We start from the raw sequence: 14,615 nt of genomic DNA on the forward strand, positions 1-14,615 counted from the left end.
CGCTGCGACGACGAGAAGCGCGAGGGCGCGCGATGAGTCTCATTCGGGACGACGGCGTCGTGCTGCGCACCCAGAAGCTCGGCGAAGCCGACCGCATCATCACGCTGCTCACCCGCAACCACGGCCGCGTGCGCGCCGTCGCCCGCGGTGTGCGGCGTACGAAGTCCAAGTTCGGCGCCCGGCTCGAACCCTTCTCCCACGTCGACGTGCAGTTCTTCGCGCGGGGCAGCGAGTTGATCGGCCGCGGGCTCCCGCTGTGCACGCAGAGCGAGACCATCGCCGCGTACGGCGGCGGCATCGTGACGGACTACGGGCGGTACACGGCCGGCACCGCGATGCTGGAGACGGCGGAACGGTTCACCGACCACGAGGGCGAACCCGCGGTGCAGCAGTACCTGCTCCTCGTCGGCGGCCTGCGCACGCTCGCGCGCGGAGAGCACGCGGCGGGCCTCGTGCTCGACGCGTTCCTGCTGCGCTCGCTCGCGGTCAACGGCTACGCGCCCAGCTTCGGCGACTGCGCGAAGTGCGGATTGCCCGGTCCCAACCGGTTTTTCTCCGTCGGCGCGGGCGGCTCGGTTTGCGTCGACTGCCGGGTACCGGGCAGCGTCGTACCCTCACCGCAGGCCCTCGACCTGCTCGGTGCGCTGCTCACCGGGGACTGGGAGACGGCGGACACGTGCGAGGCACGGTTCGTCCGGGAGGGCAACGGGCTGGTGTCGGCCTACCTGCACTGGCACCTGGAGCGCGGACTGCGCTCGCTGCGCTACGTAGAGAAAAGCTAGCGAGAGCTGGCACTGAGCTAGGGGAGAGGCCCGGAACATGGCACGTCGCGGAATCCTCGGACGGAACCGCCGTGAGTACACAGCGCCCGAACCGCACCCGTCGGGCGCGCGGCCGCCGAAGATCCCCGGCGAGCTGGTGCCCCAGCACGTGGCGATCGTGATGGACGGCAACGGACGCTGGGCCAAGGACCGCGGCCTGCCGCGCACGGAGGGCCACAAGGTCGGCGCGGAGCGTGTGCTCGACGTGCTCCAGGGCGCCATCGAGATGGGCGTCGGCGCCATCTCCCTGTACGCCTTCTCCACGGAGAACTGGAAGCGCTCGCCCGACGAGGTCCGCTTCCTCATGAACTTCAACCGGGACTTCATCCGCAAGACCCGCGACCAGCTCGACGAGTTGGGTGTGCGGGTGCGGTGGGTGGGGCGGATGCCCAAGCTGTGGAAGTCGGTCGCCAAGGAGCTGGAGATCTCCCAGGAGCAGACCAAGGACAACGACAAGCTGACCTTGTACTTCTGCATGAACTACGGCGGCCGTGCGGAGATCGCCGACGCGGCGCAGGCGCTGGCGGAGGACGTGAAGGCGGGCCGCCTCGACCCGTCCAAGGTCAGCGAGAAGACCTTCGCGAAGTACCTCTACTACGCGGACATGCCCGACGTGGACCTCTTCCTGCGCCCCAGCGGCGAGCAGCGCACGTCCAACTACCTTCTGTGGCAGAGCGCGTACGCCGAGATGGTCTTCCAGGACGTCCTGTGGCCGGACTTCGACCGTCGTGACCTGTGGCGCGCGTGCGTCGAGTACGCGTCCCGCGACCGGCGGTTCGGCGGGGCAACACCGAACGAGGTGCTGCTTCAGCTGGAGGCTGGTAAGTAGCGCTTCCCCTGCGGCGGGTGGGCAAATTCAGCCCCTGCGGCGTTTGAGCAGCGGGGTCCGGGGCGGAGCCCCGAGTCGTTGGCTGCGCAGCGCCGCCGGGGCGCTGCCCCGGACCCCGCTCCTCAATCGCCGGAGGGGCTCAAATAGCTCAATCGCCGCAGGGGGTTAAATGGGTCAACCTGCGGCGCACTCCGCGCACGTGCCGAAGATTTCCACCGTGTGGGCCACGTTGACGTAGCCGTGCTCGGAGGCGATGGCCTCCGCCCACTTCTCCACCGCGGGGCCCTCGACCTCGACCGCCTTGCCGCAGACGCGGCAGACCAGGTGGTGGTGGTGCTCGCCCGTGGAGCAGCGGCGGTAGACCGCCTCGCCCTCCGAGGTGCGCAGCACGTCGACCTCGCCCGCGTCGGCGAGGGACTGCAACGTGCGGTACACCGTGGTCAGCCCGACCGAGTCGCCCTTGTGCTTGAGGACGTCGTGCAGCTCCTGGGCGCTGCGGAACTCGTCCACCTCGTCGAGCGCCGCCGCCACGGCCGCGCGCTGGCGGGTCGACCTGCCTCGAACCGGGGCTGCCACGGGTTTCTCCTCACATCCCTGCCACGTACGTACGGCCGCCATTGTGCCAGGCGGCGCCGTAGGCGGGTCAGACCTCGGCCGCGGCCTGCTCCGGGATCGGGCACTCGGAGTGGGCCGGGACCGCTCGTGCCCTGCGCCGGGCGAGCGGCTTCGCGAGCAGCGCGAGGACGATGAACGCCGCGATGGTCAGCAGCACGATCGTCGCTCCGGGCGGCACGTCCTGGTAGTACGACGTGGCGGTGCCGCCGAGCGTCACCGCGACGCCGAGCGCCACCGAGATCACGAACGTCGCCTTGAAGCTGCGGGTCAGCTGCTGCGCGGCGGCGACCGGCACCACCATCAGGGCGGAGACCAGGAGCAGGCCGACCACGCGCATCGCGACGGTCACCGTGACCGCCGCCGTGACCGCGATCAGCAGGTTCAGGAAGCGCACCGGAAGGCCCGTGACCCGCGCGAACTCCTCGTCCTGGCTCACCGCGAACAGCTGCTTGCGCAGGCCCACCGTCACCAGCACCACGAACGCCGCGAGCAGACAGATGGCGAGGACGTCGTCCTGCGACACCGTCGACAGCGACCCGAAGAGGTACGAGTTGAGGTTGGCGTTGGAGCCGCCGGGCGCCAGGTTGATGAACATGACGCCGCCCGCCATGCCTCCGTAGAAGAGCATCGCGAGCGCGATGTCGCCGCGCGTCTTCCCGTACCAGCGGATCAACTCCATGATCACGGCGCCGAGTACGGAGACCAGCGTCGCCATCCAGACGGGGGAGGTGGACAGGAGGAAGCCGAGGCCGACGCCCGTCATCGCCACGTGGCCGATGCCGTCGCCCATCAGGGCCTGGCGGCGCTGCACGAGGTAGATGCCGACGGCCGGGGCGGTGATGCCGACGAGGACGGCGGCGAGCAGCGCCCGCCGCATGAAGTCGTAGGAGAGGAGTTCCATCAGCTCAGCAGTCCTGTCCGGATCGGCTCGGCGGCCGCGTGCGTGTGCGGGTGTACGTGGTCGTGTCCGGGCAGCGCGTGCTGTCCCACGGCCTGCGGGGGCGGGCCGTCGTGCAGCACGCAGCCGTCGCGCAGGACGACCGCGCGGTCGATCAGCGGTTCCAGCGGGCCGAGTTCGTGCAGCACGAGGAGGACCGAGGCGCCGGCCGCGACCTGCGTGCGCAGCGTCGCCGCGAGGATCTCCTGGCTGGCCAGGTCGACGCCCGCCATCGGCTCGTCCATGATCAGCAGCTCGGGTTCGGCGGCCAGGGCGCGCGCGATGAGCACGCGCTGGTGCTGGCCTCCGGAGAGCGCGTCCACGGAGTCCTTGGCACGGTCCGCCATCCCGACGAGCTCGAGGGCGCGGGTCACGGCGTCCCGGTCGGCCTTGCGCATCACGCCGAACCTCGCGCGCGACAGGCGGCCCGACGAGACGACCTCGGACACCGTCGCGGGCACGCCGCCCGCGGCCGTCGTGCGCTGCGGTACGTAGCCGACGCGCGCCCAGTCCTTGAAGCGCCGCCGCGGCGTGCCGAAGATCTCGATCCCGCCGCCGGTGGTCGGGACCTGGCCTATGACGCTGCGGATCGCGGTGGACTTGCCCGAGCCGTTCGCACCGAGCAGGGCGACGACCTCGCCGCGGTGCACGGTCAGGTCGATGCCGCGCAGCACGGGGCGCCCGCCGAGCTCGGCGGTCACCTTGCTCAGCGAGATGACGGCTTCCCGATCACCCATGTCGCCCTCCTTCGAGGTCACTTGGTGCCCAGCGCCTTCTGCAGCGCCGCGAGGTTCGACTCCATGACCGAGATGTAGTCGTCGCCCTTGGACTTGTCGGTGATGCCCTCGATCGGGTCGAGCACATCGGTCTTGAGCTTCGCGTCGCCCGCGAGGGTCCTGGCCGTCTTGTCGCTGACGAGCGTCTCGTAGAAGACGGTGGAGACCCCGTCGGCCTTCGCCGTCTTCTGGAGCTCCTTGACGCGGGCGGCGCTGGGCTCGCTCTCCGGGTCCAGGCCGTTGATGGCCTCCTCGGTGAGGCCGTAGCGCTCGGCGAGGTAGCCGAAGGCGGCGTGCGTGGTGATGAAGGTCGAGGACTTGGTGTCCTTCAGGCCCTTCTCGAACTTGGTGTTCAGCTCGTCCAGGTCACCGACCAGGGCCTTGGTGTTCTTCTTGTACTCGGCCGCGTGGTCCGGGTCGGCCTTCTGAAGGGCCTTGCCGACGCCCTCGGCGACCTCGGCGTACTTCACCGGGTCGAGCCAGATGTGCGGGTCGGCGGCGTCCGCGTCGTGGGTGTGCTCGCCGTGCCCGTGGTCGTGACCGTCGACCTCGTTGCCGTGCTTCTCCAGGGAGGTCAGGGTGCCGGCGTCGACCTTCGTCTTGATGCCGGACTGGTCGATGGCCTCGTCCACGGAGGGCTGGAGGCCCTTCAGGTAGACGGCGACGTCGGACTCCTCGAGCTGGGCGCGCTGCTTGGCGCTGACCTCCAGGTCGTGCGGCTCCTGGCCGGGCTCCGTCAGGTTCGTGACGTCGACGTGGTCGCCGCCGATCTCCTGGGCGAGGTACTGCATCGGATAGAACGACGCGACGACGCTCAGCTTGCCGCCGCTCCCCTTGTCCTCCGCGGCGGAGCTGCCGCACGCGGTCAGGGCACCGAGGCCGAGGGCGGTGACGGCGGCGACGGGTATCAGGCGGCGAGGGCTGCGGAGCACACGTACGTTCATGACTGTCATTTTCAACAAAACTGGAAACGGTTGTCAACAAGATGTTCGTCGAGGTCTTCGTCACGCTCGGTCCCGCTCTGTCCCCGGAACCGATTTGGTTCGGGGGGTGGGCCCGCCGGTAACCTAAAAGCTTCGCTCCCGGAGCGCGTATCCAGCGCGCTCACCGTCGTCGTAATGAAGAGAGCACCGTGGCCGCCGACAAGATCGACACCATCGTCAGCCTCAGCAAGCGCCGTGGCTTCGTCTACCCCTGCAGCGAGATCTACGGTGGTCAGCGTGCCGCCTGGGACTACGGGCCGCTGGGCGTGGAGCTGAAGGAGAACCTCAAGCGCCAGTGGTGGCGCTACATGGTCACTTCGCGCGAGGACGTCGTCGGTATCGACTCGTCCGTGATCCTGGCGACCGAGGTCTGGCAGGCCTCCGGCCACGTCGCCACGTTCACGGACCCGCTGACCGAGTGCACCTCCTGCCACAAGCGGTTCCGTGCGGACCACCTGGAAGAGGCGTACGAGGCGAAGAAGGGCCGGCTCCCCGAGAACGGTCTGGCCGACCTCTCCTGCCCCAACTGTGGCAACAAGGGCACGTTCACCGAGCCCAAGCAGTTCTCCGGCCTGCTCTCCACGCACCTCGGCCCGACGCAGGACAGCGGCTCCGTCGCCTACCTGCGCCCCGAGACCGCGCAGGGCATCTTCACCAACTTCAGCCAGGTGCAGACGACTTCGCGCCGCAAGCCGCCCTTCGGCATCGCGCAGATGGGCAAGTCGTTCCGCAACGAGATCACGCCCGGCAACTTCATCTTCCGCACTCGCGAGTTCGAGCAGATGGAGATGGAGTTCTTCGTCAAGCCCGGTGAGGACGAGGCGTGGCAGGAATACTGGATGGAGCAGCGCTGGAACTGGTACACGGGCCTCGGCATGCGCGAGGAGAACATGCGCTGGTTCGAGCACCCGAAGGAGAAGCTCTCCCACTACTCGAAGCGCACCGCTGACATCGAGTACCGCTTCAGCTTCGGCGGCAGCGAGTGGGGCGAGCTCGAGGGCGTCGCCAACCGCACCGACTACGACCTGTCCGCGCACTCCAAGGCCTCCGGCCAGGACCTCTCCTACTTCGACCAGGAGAAGGGCGAGCGCTACACGCCGTACGTCATCGAGCCCGCGGCCGGTGTCGGCCGCGCGATGCTCGCGTTCATGATGGACGCGTACGTCGAGGACGAGGCGCCCAACGCCAAGGGCAAGATGGAGAAGCGCACGGTCATGCGCTTCGACCACCGCATCGCCCCGGTGAAGGTCGCGGTCCTTCCGCTGTCCCGCAACCCGGAGCTGTCGCCGAAGGCGAAGGGTCTCGCGCAGGCGCTGCGGCAGAACTGGAACATCGACTTCGACGACGCCGGCGCCATCGGCCGCCGTTACCGTCGCCAGGACGAGATCGGCACGCCGTTCTGTGTCACCGTCGACTTCGACACCCTCGACGACAACGCGGTGACCGTGCGCGAGCGCGACACCATGAAGCAGGAGCGCGTCTCCCTCGACCAGATCGAGGGCTACCTGGCCAGCCGTCTGGTCGGCTGCTGACCGGCCCCGCACGTACGAACGCCCCGGCCCGCCGCTTCCGCGGTGGGCCGGGGCGTTCGGTTTTCAGTCCTCAGTCGAATGGTTTTCAGTCGAACTCGCCGTGCAGCGCCCCGAGTTTGAACGCCTCCCACTCATGGGCGGTGAAGCGCAGGACGAGCCCTCGTGGGTCGGCCGGATTGCGCAGGGCCACCGCGCCGCCGCCGAGCGCGGCGACCTCCACGGGGCCGCCCCGGGTCGGGCCGCCGGGGGCACTCAGCCATTGGGCCTCGGAGATGTCGAGCGCATAGAGCCGCTCTTTCTCTTTCTCCAGCGCGATACCGAACGGAATGCTGTCCGTGGTGCCCGTGCTCATAGTGGCAGGACTCCAGAGTTGACGCTTGAAACAAATGCGTGCCACGCCGAGGATTCGAAGACGACCGCTCCGAACTCCCGATGCTTCGTGTCGCGGATTGCCCGCCGGTCCGATGTCAGTTCGGCGTGCTCGACGCATCCATTGGATGCGCCGCTGAACGTACTCTTTCGCCAGACCGCTGACCCGACTTCGACGTGCGAGGCGGTGGGGGCGGAGGTGGGGAGCATCACGGCCCACTTTCTTGCTTGATTCGGTCACTGATGTACCGGCGGGACTGCGCGGGGGACAGCGCGGCGGCCGTCAGGTCGTCCCAGGCCTTCGTGTACATCTCCACGTCGGGGCGCTGCTCGAGGAGCGTGCCGCCGGTCATGTGCTCCAGCCACGCCACCTGCACGGGCGGTTCGCCGCGCATCGTGAAGAGCGTGTACGGAGCGTACTGCGCGAGGGGCAGCGTGATGTCCAATGGCAGCACCTGAATGGTGACATTGGGCAATCCACTTGCTTCCATCAGGTATTCGAACTGCTCACGGATCAATGCCCGCGGGCCCGGTATGCGGTGCAGTGCGGGCATGTCGATGACCACTCTCAGGCGGAATTCCGCGGGTCCGCCGAGTAGATCCTTGCGCCTCATTCGAGTATTCACAAGGGGTTCGACGCGATCCTCTTCGGCCCCCACGGTGAATATCTCGCGCATATATGCTTCTGTCTGCAAAAGCCCTGGCAGTACCGAAGGTTCAAAGGACCGCACGAGCGAGGAATCCGCTTCGAGCGTGAGGTAGTCGCGCAAGTCGTCGCTCAGCAGCGGCCCTTGGCCCGACCACCAGTCCACCTTGTGGATGTCCCGGGCGAGCCGCTTGAGGTTGGTGCGCTGCCGTTCGTCCTCGACTCCGTACAGATTGAGGAGCGTTGTCAGATCGAGCCGGCGGATGCCCCGTTTTCCCGTCTCGATCTGGCTGATCTTCGGCTGCCCGCATTCGAGTGCCAGTGCCGCGTCGTTGACCTTCAGCCCGGCTTCCGAGCGCAGTCGTCGCAGCTCGGCACCGAGGCGACGGCTCCGCATGGTGGGCATCTCGCTCTGGGGCATGGCCACATGATGTCCCGCGCCTTCAGGCCACACAACTGTCATATGCCTACCCGCTCCATCGGAATGGTGATTCTTACGTAATACTTGCCTAAGGCAGGGTTTCGGCACCAAGATGACGGTCCAACGCCCGTTGTCCACAAGCGAGTTCACTCCCATGGGACCCCCGGAGGGGTAATGCCGGACCAGTCGACGGATGAGATCGATGTGATCGACATGCTCGATCAGCCGTGCTCGATCCGTATGGAGTACAGCCCGCACCGCCTGGAGCAGATTCGCCGGATCGTCGGTGCCCGCCTGCGGTGCTGGGGCCTGCACGGGCTGGTGTACGACACCTCGTTCGTGGTGACTGAGCTGTGCAGCAATGTGCGGCACTGCGACGGTGGCACCTTCGAGCTGGCCATCATCCGAACCGTCGACGGTGTCCGGCTCGAGGTGGCGGACACGTCCACCGAGCTCGTGGTCATCCCCGAGGGGCCACCGGACTTCCTCGAACCCGGAGGCCGGGGTCTGTTCCTGGTCTCGGCCTACGCCTCCGCCGTCGGTGTGCGGCCGACGCCCACCGGAAAGGTGGTGTGGGCCGAACTGGCCCTCAAGGACAGAGACGCGGGCGGATCCGGCTGACGGAGCAGGTGCTCCGCAGGGAGGCGTCCTTGTGCGTCTGTGGGGGTTCAAGCGAATCCTCTGGTCGCGCCGTCCGCGGGACTGCCGGGGTCGACTCCGCTGTCGCGGGGGTCCAGGGGTCGACCGCGCCGGGGTCCGGGGCGCTGCTTCCGTTTGGGGCGGAAGTCGGGAGAGCGTGGGGAAGATCTGTGATCCAGCCCTCGTGCGGAGCGTACGAGCGGCTGCGAAAACTTCACAGTGGCAGCCATGTGGATTCGGTCAGATGTTTGGAGGCCTGCATCGGCCGAAGTCAAGCCATGGCCAACGGTGTTACTGCTGGTATTGGCCGCTGTGGTGGCGCAGCATGCCGAGGACGGGCCTGCTGCTCAGCGCTGAAAACGGCCGCACAGCATGGCCGAGAGTGAATGCACGGTTCCGTCGGGAGAGCCCTCGTCAGTGCGCCGAGATCCCGCGCACCACGAGGGACACCAGTGTGTCGAAGGCGTGCTGCGCGTCCGGGCGTGACCACTGCGGTGCGTACACCGGATCGTGGAAGTGGGCCGTCGCCTCGAAGACCGCCCGGGCCGTCGCGGGAAGGTCCTCGAACTCGAACTCGCCCGTGTCCGCGCCCTGTTGGAGGATCACGGTCAACTGGTCCGTCAGTTCGGCGATATGGGTGTGGACCACGCCGCCCTGCTCGTCCGTCAGGACGGTGTACGTGGCGAACAGCTCCGGGTCGTCGCCCGCCTTGTGGCGCTTCGCCTCGAAGAGCGTCGCCAGCCAGTGGCGCAGCTTGCCGGCGGCGGGCTCGTCGGCCGCGACGACCTCGGCGAGCCGCCCCGTCGTGCGGTCCAGCCAGCGCTTGGTGACCGCGCCGCGCAGCTCCGCCTTCGTACGGAAGTGCCGGTACACCGAGCCGTGGCTGACCCCCAGCGCGCGGGCCACGTCGACGACGGTCGCCTTCGCGGGCCCGTGCCTGCGCAGTACGTCCTCGGTCGCGGCGAGGATGCGCTCGGGGGTCAGGGTCTCGGGGGCCATGGCTACGAAGTTACCCGGCGCCGATCAGCGCTCGCTGTCGAGGTGTGCCATCTGGGCCGCCGGGTAGCGCTCGCCGGCCGCGGCGTCGGCGGGCACGGCCGCCTCGATGGCGGCGAGGTCGGCGGCGTCCAGGCGCACGTCGAGCGCGCCGAGGGCCTCCGAGAGACGCTCGCGGGTGCGGGCGCCGACCAGCGGCACGATGTTCTCGCCGCGGGCTGCCACCCACGCGATCGCGATCTGCGCGACGCTCGCGCCCTTCTGCTCGGCGATCTTACGGAGCTGGTCGACGAGGTCCAGGTTGTGCTGGAGGTTCTCGCCCTGGAAGCGCGGGCTGAAGGCACGGAAGTCGCCGGCGCCGAGCTGCCGGTCGCGGGTGAAGTGGCCGGAGATCAGACCGCGGGACAGCACGCCGTACGCGGTGATGCCGATGCCCAGCTCGCGGGTGGCGGGCAGGATCGAGTCCTCGATGCCGCGCGAGATGAGCGAGTACTCGATCTGGAGGTCCGAGATCGGAGCCGTGGCGGCGGCCCGGCGGATGGTGTCCGCGCCGACCTCGCTGAGTCCGATGTGGCGTACGTAGCCCTGCTCGACGAGCTCGGCGATGGCGCCGACGGTCTCCTCGATCGGCACCTCGGGGTCGAGGCGGGCGGGCCGGTAGATGTCGATGTGGTCGACGCCGAGGCGCTGGAGCGAGTACGCGGCGAAGTTCTTCACCGCCTCGGGGCGGGCGTCATAGCTGTTCCACGAGCCGTCCGGGCCGCGCAGGGCGCCGAACTTCACGCTGGTCAGCGCGTTCTCCCTGGCCGCGGCGGGGGCCGTGCGCAGGGCCTCGCCGATCAGCATCTCGTTGTGACCCATCGCGTAGAAGTCACCGGTGTCGAGAAGCGTGACGCCCGCGTCGAGCGCAGCATGGATCGTGGCGACGGACTCGGCGCGATCGGCCTCCCCGTACAGCGCGGACATGCCCATGCAGCCGAGGCCGAGGGCGGAGACGTCGGGGCCGGTGGCGCCCAGAGGGCGGGTGTGGAGGTTCATGCCATCCACCATGACATGACAGGTGACAGATTTCAATATCTGTCACCTGTCATGCGCTCGGGTCGCCCTGGGGTCAGGCGATTGCTCGCGGCAGCCGCAGGCTCATGACCACGGTCACCGCCACCGCCGCGAGCTGCGCGAGCAGTGTCGTGATCAGCGCGTCGCGCATGCCCTGCGAGGGGGCCAGGGAGAGGAACAGTGAACCCAGCGTGGCCACGCCCAGGGCCAGGGAGGCCTGTTGGGTCGTCGTCATGACGCCGCCGCCGACGCCCGCCCGCGCCGCGGGGACCTCGGAGAGGATGATCCGGAAGAGGATCGGGAGCTGGAGCGCCTGGCCCGCACCGGCGAGCACCGCGCCCGGCAGCATCTCCAGGAGCCCGAGGTCCGGCCAGGCGCGCCACGCGGCGAGCGCGATCAGCGCCACCCCGGCCGCCTGCAACAGGCCGCCCACCGTGACGACCCGTGCGCCCCAGCGGGACACCAGGCGCGGCCCCGCGAGCGAGGTCACGAAGAAGACCGCCGCCATCGGCGCGATCGTCAGTCCGGCCTCCGTCGCGCCGAGGCCCTCGCCGCGCTGCAACGCCACCGCGATCACGAACATGAAGCCGCTGAAGCCGATGGAGAAGGGCACCACCATCATCAACCCCCGGCGCAGCGACACCAGTTGGAGGAGCGACGGCGGAATGAGCGGCGTGTGCCCCGCCCGGTCGGCCCGGCGCTCCACCGCGTAGAACGCGTACGCAAGAACCGGGAACGCCGCGAGCGACAGCCACGTCCACAGCGGCCAGCCCGCCGCCCGGCCCTCGGTCAGCGGCGCCAGCAGTGCCATCAGGGCGAGGGCGAGCAGCACCGTGCCGGGCACGTCCACCGGCTCCGGGCGGTCGGAGCGCGTCTCCGGGACCGTACGGGCGGTGAGCACCAGGGCCAGGATCACCACCGGCACGTTCACCAGGAACACCGAGCGCCAGCCCGTGCCGAACAGGTCGGCCGAGACGAGCAGGCCGCCGAGCACCTGGCCCGCCACCATCGAAAGGCCCGCCGTGGCACCGTACTTGCTCATGGCGCGCGCCCGGTGCGGTCCGCTCGTCGTGGCCTGGATCGTGGCGAGGACCTGCGGCAGCATCAGCGCGGACGCGGCGCCCTGCGCGATCCGGGCGGCGACCAGGGTCCAGGCGGTCGGGGCGAGACCGCAGGCCAGCGAGGTGAGGCCGAAGGCGGCCGTGCCGAGGACGAACAGGCGGCGGCGTCCGAGGAGGTCGCCGAGCCTGCCGCCGAGGACGAGCAGCACCGCGTACGTGATGCCGTAGCCCGCCACGACGAGTTCGAGGACGGGTTCGCTCGCGTGCAGATCGCGGCCGATGGTGGGCAGGGCGACGTTGACGATGAAGAAGTCGATCAGGGGCAGGGCCGCGCCGAGCAGCACGGTGAGCAGTCCGAGGCCGCCGAGCGCGGGCGGGGCCAGGTCGCCGGCACGGGTGGGCCGGGCCTGGGTGTGGGTCGTCATGCCATCGAGCGTCGGCCCGATCCGAGACGGGTACCAGAGTGTTCTTATCCTGGTAGAAGCGCTACCTGGAAACAGGATCCGGCCGGGTCCATCCTGGATGAATGGCCACGATGACACGGGACGTACCGAATGTGCGGGACAGCGGTTCGGCCGACATCCGGCGGCACGAGCTGGGGGACTTCCTGCGCAGCCGCCGCGAGCGGATCGCACCCGAGGACGTGGGCCTGCCGCGCGGCCGGCGCCGCCGCACCCCCGGCCTGCGCCGCGAGGAGGTGGCGCACCTCTCGGCGGTCGGCGTCACCTGGTACACGTGGCTGGAGCAGGCCCGCGACATCCAGGTCTCCGCGCAGGTCCTCGACGCGCTCGCCCGGACGCTGCGGCTCGACGCGAGCGAGCGGGCCCATCTGTTCGGCCTCGCGGGCGCCATCGACCCGACACCGGCGGCGAGCTGCGCCACGCTCACCCCTGAACTCCTGGAACTGATGGACCGGTTGGAGCCCGTCCCCGCCTGCGTACAGAACAGCCGCTACGACATCCTCGCCTACAACCGCACGTACGGGATGCTGCTCTGCGACCTCGACGAGGTCCCGCCGGAGGACCGCAACTGGATGCTGCTTGCGTTCACGCACGAGGGCTGGCGCTCCGCGATCTCGGACCTCGACGACGTGCTGCGGATCATGGCCGCCAAGTTCCGCTCCGGCATGGCCGAACACCTCGGCGAGCCCGCCTGGAAGCTGGTCCTCAAGCGGCTCCTGGAGGAGTCGGCCGAGTTCCGTGAGCTGTGGGAGCGGCACGACGTGGTGCAGTCCGTGCCCAGCAAGGTGAAGCACTTCCACAACCCGTACGTGGGTCCGCTCTCCGTCGTCCACACCGACCTGTGGCTCGGCCGGGACTGCGGCGCCCGCATGGTCACGTACACACCCGCGGACGCCGAGACCGGTGAACGCCTCGAAGCGCTCAGGGAGTTGGCGGCCGCCCGGTCATGAGCCCGTGGCCGCCTTCGTGACGGCCGCGTCCTCCGCGTCCTCAAGACGCTCCGCCGTCCGCCGCGCCGTCTCCCGCGCCCAGTGCCCGCTGGTCAGCGCGCCGAGCACCAGCACCGCGAGGCCGCAGCCCGCGATGATCCACCAGCAGGAGCGGCTGGCCTCCACGAAGGCCTTCGCGTACGAGGATCCCGCGACGCCCGACGCGAGCACCGCGCCGATCACCGCGACGCCGAGGGTCTGGCCGATCTGCCGGCTGGTGGAGGCGACCGCCGCCGCGACACCCGCCTGCGCGCGCGGCATGCCGGAGACCGCGGTGTTGGTGATCGGGGCGTTCACGAAACCGAAGCCGATGCCGAACAGGACGTAGCCGATGAACAGCGTGACGTTCGAGGTCTCCGCGTCGAACGCCGCGAAGAGGATCCCGCTCGCCGTCATCATCACGCCCGCGACGAGGAGGGGCAGGCGCGGACCGTGGCTGCCGACCAGGCGGCCGGAGAGCGGGGCGCACACCAGCGTCATCGCCGCCATCGGCAGCATCCACAGGCCCGCGTGCAGCGCGTCCAGACCGCGTACGTCCTGGAGGTAGAGCGTGGAGAGGAACAGGAAGCCACCGAGCGACGCGAAGCCGCAGATCGCGATCACGGTGGCGCCGCTGAACGGCGCCGAATGGAAGAACCGCAGGTCGATGAGGGGTTCCTCGCGCCGGGGCTCGTACAGCAGGATGCCGATGAGCGCGGCGACGGCGATCGCCGCGAAGACGATGATCCGCACCGAGGTCCAGCCCGCCGAGGGCGCCTCGATGATCGCGTACGTCAGCGAACCGAGCAGCGCGATGATCAGGAGCTGGCCGACCGGGTCGGGGCGGCGGGCCTTCGGGGCGCGGGACTCGGGGACGTAGCGGATGGTGAGCAGGAGCGCGGCGAGACCGACCGGCAGGTTGATCCAGAAGATCGAACGCCAGCCGACCGAGTCCACGAGCAGGCCGCCCACCAGCGGCCCGGCCGCCATGGAGATGCCGACGACGCCGCCCCACACACCGATGGCACGGGCCCGCTCGCGCGGGTCCGTGAAGGTGTTCGTGATGATCGACATGGCAACCGGGTTGAGCATCGAGCCGCCGACGGCCTGGAGCATCCGGAACGCGACCAGGGACTCCAGGTTCGGCGCGAGGGAGCAGGCCACCGAGGCGGCCGTGAAGACGATGAGGCCGATCTTGAAGACCTTGCGCCGCCCGACCCGGTCAGCGGTCGAACCGGCCAGCATCAGCAGCGCCGCGAGGACCAGCGTGTAGGCGTCGATCGTCCACTGCATGCCCGAGAGCGTGGCGTCGAAGTCCTTCGCCATGGAGGGGAGGGCGACGTTCAGGACGGTGTTGTCGAGGCTGACGATCAGCAGACTCATGCAGCAGATCGCCAGGACGAGCATGCGCCTGCGGTGGGGGAGGGGGTTGGGTGCATCGGGCATGTGTTTGACGTTAGCCGGATGTGCTGTGTGCGGGCATGTGCGGTGGGCGTGGGCGTGGG

16 protein-coding genes are annotated in these 14,615 nt (G+C 69.3%); 5 read left to right on the plus strand and 11 right to left on the minus strand.

Features of this window, described 5'->3' with window-relative positions:
• Positions 1–32: 32 nt before the first annotated feature.
• Together recO and ACOKM3_RS27700 are read left to right on the plus strand one after the other, a co-directional pair.
• On the plus strand, positions 33–782 hold the full coding sequence (recO, locus tag ACOKM3_RS27695; RefSeq protein ID WP_426903730.1) for a DNA repair protein RecO: 750 nt from the start codon (positions 33–35) through the stop codon (positions 780–782).
• A gap of 37 nt (positions 783–819) precedes the next feature.
• Entirely contained in the window at positions 820–1,650 is an 831-nt protein-coding gene (locus ACOKM3_RS27700; RefSeq protein ID WP_426903731.1) for an isoprenyl transferase, read from the plus strand.
• Positions 1,651–1,824: 174 nt separating this feature from the next.
• Here ACOKM3_RS27700 and ACOKM3_RS27705 read toward each other — a convergent pair whose 3' ends face one another.
• The 4 genes from ACOKM3_RS27705 to ACOKM3_RS27720 form a co-directional block, all read right to left on the minus strand.
• On the minus strand, positions 1,825–2,226 hold the full coding sequence (locus tag ACOKM3_RS27705; protein WP_399233016.1) for a Fur family transcriptional regulator: 402 nt from the start codon (positions 2,224–2,226) through the stop codon (positions 1,825–1,827).
• 67 nt (positions 2,227–2,293) lie between these two features.
• Positions 2,294–3,166 carry a metal ABC transporter permease gene (locus tag ACOKM3_RS27710; protein ID WP_426903732.1) on the minus strand — a complete coding sequence of 291 codons (873 nt, stop codon included), beginning with the start codon at positions 3,164–3,166 and terminating at the stop codon, positions 2,294–2,296.
• The gene (locus tag ACOKM3_RS27715; RefSeq protein ID WP_426903733.1) at positions 3,166–3,939 is read right to left on the minus strand and encodes a metal ABC transporter ATP-binding protein; all 774 of its coding nucleotides are present in this window, start codon (positions 3,937–3,939) and stop codon (positions 3,166–3,168) included. Before ACOKM3_RS27715 ends, ACOKM3_RS27710 begins: the two co-directional genes overlap by 1 nt.
• 17 nt (positions 3,940–3,956) lie before the next feature.
• The gene (locus tag ACOKM3_RS27720; RefSeq protein ID WP_426903734.1) at positions 3,957–4,922 is read right to left on the minus strand and encodes a metal ABC transporter substrate-binding protein; all 966 of its coding nucleotides are present in this window, start codon (positions 4,920–4,922) and stop codon (positions 3,957–3,959) included.
• A gap of 188 nt (positions 4,923–5,110) precedes the next feature.
• On the opposite strand from ACOKM3_RS27720, the gene ACOKM3_RS27725 reads away from it, so the two are divergent.
• A complete protein-coding gene (locus tag ACOKM3_RS27725) occupies positions 5,111–6,493 on the plus strand; it encodes a glycine--tRNA ligase (RefSeq protein ID WP_426903735.1) in 1,383 nt (460 codons plus the stop codon).
• A gap of 85 nt (positions 6,494–6,578) precedes the next feature.
• Here the strand turns inward: ACOKM3_RS27725 and ACOKM3_RS27730 are convergent, their stop codons facing one another.
• Genes ACOKM3_RS27730 through ACOKM3_RS27740 form a run of 3 tightly spaced genes read right to left on the minus strand, consistent with a single transcriptional unit; the run spans position 6,579 to position 7,929 of the window.
• Positions 6,579–6,845 (minus strand): DUF397 domain-containing protein, encoded by a 267-nt coding sequence (locus tag ACOKM3_RS27730; RefSeq protein ID WP_426903736.1) that lies wholly within the window; start codon positions 6,843–6,845, stop codon positions 6,579–6,581.
• The gene (locus ACOKM3_RS27735) at positions 6,842–7,072 is read right to left on the minus strand and encodes a DUF397 domain-containing protein (RefSeq protein WP_266719861.1); all 231 of its coding nucleotides are present in this window, start codon (positions 7,070–7,072) and stop codon (positions 6,842–6,844) included. The genes ACOKM3_RS27730 and ACOKM3_RS27735 overlap by 4 nt, the downstream gene beginning before the upstream one ends.
• Positions 7,072–7,929, minus strand: a complete 858-nt coding sequence (locus tag ACOKM3_RS27740; protein ID WP_426903737.1) for a helix-turn-helix domain-containing protein — start codon at positions 7,927–7,929, stop codon at positions 7,072–7,074. Before ACOKM3_RS27740 ends, ACOKM3_RS27735 begins: the two co-directional genes overlap by 1 nt.
• Before the next feature lie 174 nt (positions 7,930–8,103).
• On the opposite strand from ACOKM3_RS27740, the gene ACOKM3_RS27745 reads away from it, so the two are divergent.
• On the plus strand, positions 8,104–8,550 hold the full coding sequence (locus tag ACOKM3_RS27745; protein ID WP_426903738.1) for an ATP-binding protein: 447 nt from the start codon (positions 8,104–8,106) through the stop codon (positions 8,548–8,550).
• A gap of 432 nt (positions 8,551–8,982) precedes the next feature.
• Here the strand turns inward: ACOKM3_RS27745 and ACOKM3_RS27750 are convergent, their stop codons facing one another.
• The 3 genes from ACOKM3_RS27750 to ACOKM3_RS27760 all read right to left on the minus strand — a co-directional run bounded on the left by ACOKM3_RS27750 (position 8,983) and on the right by ACOKM3_RS27760 (position 12,106).
• Positions 8,983–9,567 (minus strand): TetR family transcriptional regulator, encoded by a 585-nt coding sequence (locus tag ACOKM3_RS27750; RefSeq protein WP_426903739.1) that lies wholly within the window; start codon positions 9,565–9,567, stop codon positions 8,983–8,985.
• A gap of 24 nt (positions 9,568–9,591) precedes the next feature.
• A complete protein-coding gene (locus tag ACOKM3_RS27755) occupies positions 9,592–10,602 on the minus strand; it encodes an aldo/keto reductase (RefSeq protein WP_426903740.1) in 1,011 nt (336 codons plus the stop codon).
• A 73-nt stretch (positions 10,603–10,675) separates the two neighbouring features.
• Positions 10,676–12,106, minus strand: a complete 1,431-nt coding sequence (locus ACOKM3_RS27760) for an MFS transporter (RefSeq protein ID WP_426903741.1) — start codon at positions 12,104–12,106, stop codon at positions 10,676–10,678.
• Between the two features lie 101 nt (positions 12,107–12,207).
• On the opposite strand from ACOKM3_RS27760, the gene ACOKM3_RS27765 reads away from it, so the two are divergent.
• Positions 12,208–13,092, plus strand: coding sequence for a helix-turn-helix transcriptional regulator (locus ACOKM3_RS27765; protein WP_426903742.1), 885 nt, complete (start codon positions 12,208–12,210; stop codon positions 13,090–13,092).
• Here the strand turns inward: ACOKM3_RS27765 and ACOKM3_RS27770 are convergent.
• On the minus strand, positions 13,087–14,556 hold the full coding sequence (locus ACOKM3_RS27770; protein ID WP_426903743.1) for an MFS transporter: 1,470 nt from the start codon (positions 14,554–14,556) through the stop codon (positions 13,087–13,089). The genes ACOKM3_RS27765 and ACOKM3_RS27770 overlap by 6 nt on opposite strands.
• Positions 14,557–14,615 lie beyond the last annotated feature (59 nt).

The organism is Streptomyces nidicola, assembly GCF_050106155.1.
In the GTDB taxonomy this organism is placed as follows: Bacteria; Actinomycetota; Actinomycetes; order Streptomycetales; family Streptomycetaceae; genus Streptomyces.

Coding starts and splice junctions, on each gene's coding strand:
- recO (WP_426903730.1), top strand. CDS start 33: ATGAGTCTCATTCGGGACGACGGCGTCGTGCTGCGCACCCAGAAGCTC.
- ACOKM3_RS27700 (WP_426903731.1), top strand. CDS start 820: ATGGCACGTCGCGGAATCCTCGGACGGAACCGCCGTGAGTACACAGCG.
- ACOKM3_RS27710 (WP_426903732.1), bottom strand. CDS start 3,166: ATGGAACTCCTCTCCTACGACTTCATGCGGCGGGCGCTGCTCGCCGCC.
- ACOKM3_RS27715 (WP_426903733.1), bottom strand. CDS start 3,939: ATGGGTGATCGGGAAGCCGTCATCTCGCTGAGCAAGGTGACCGCCGAG.
- ACOKM3_RS27720 (WP_426903734.1), bottom strand. CDS start 4,922: ATGAACGTACGTGTGCTCCGCAGCCCTCGCCGCCTGATACCCGTCGCC.
- ACOKM3_RS27730 (WP_426903736.1), bottom strand. CDS start 6,845: ATGAGCACGGGCACCACGGACAGCATTCCGTTCGGTATCGCGCTGGAG.
- ACOKM3_RS27735 (WP_266719861.1), bottom strand. CDS start 7,072: ATGCTCCCCACCTCCGCCCCCACCGCCTCGCACGTCGAAGTCGGGTCA.
- ACOKM3_RS27740 (WP_426903737.1), bottom strand. CDS start 7,929: ATGCCCCAGAGCGAGATGCCCACCATGCGGAGCCGTCGCCTCGGTGCC.
- ACOKM3_RS27745 (WP_426903738.1), top strand. CDS start 8,104: ATGCCGGACCAGTCGACGGATGAGATCGATGTGATCGACATGCTCGAT.
- ACOKM3_RS27750 (WP_426903739.1), bottom strand. CDS start 9,567: ATGGCCCCCGAGACCCTGACCCCCGAGCGCATCCTCGCCGCGACCGAG.
- ACOKM3_RS27755 (WP_426903740.1), bottom strand. CDS start 10,602: ATGAACCTCCACACCCGCCCTCTGGGCGCCACCGGCCCCGACGTCTCC.
- ACOKM3_RS27760 (WP_426903741.1), bottom strand. CDS start 12,106: ATGACGACCCACACCCAGGCCCGGCCCACCCGTGCCGGCGACCTGGCC.
- ACOKM3_RS27765 (WP_426903742.1), top strand. CDS start 12,208: ATGGCCACGATGACACGGGACGTACCGAATGTGCGGGACAGCGGTTCG.
- ACOKM3_RS27770 (WP_426903743.1), bottom strand. CDS start 14,556: ATGCCCGATGCACCCAACCCCCTCCCCCACCGCAGGCGCATGCTCGTC.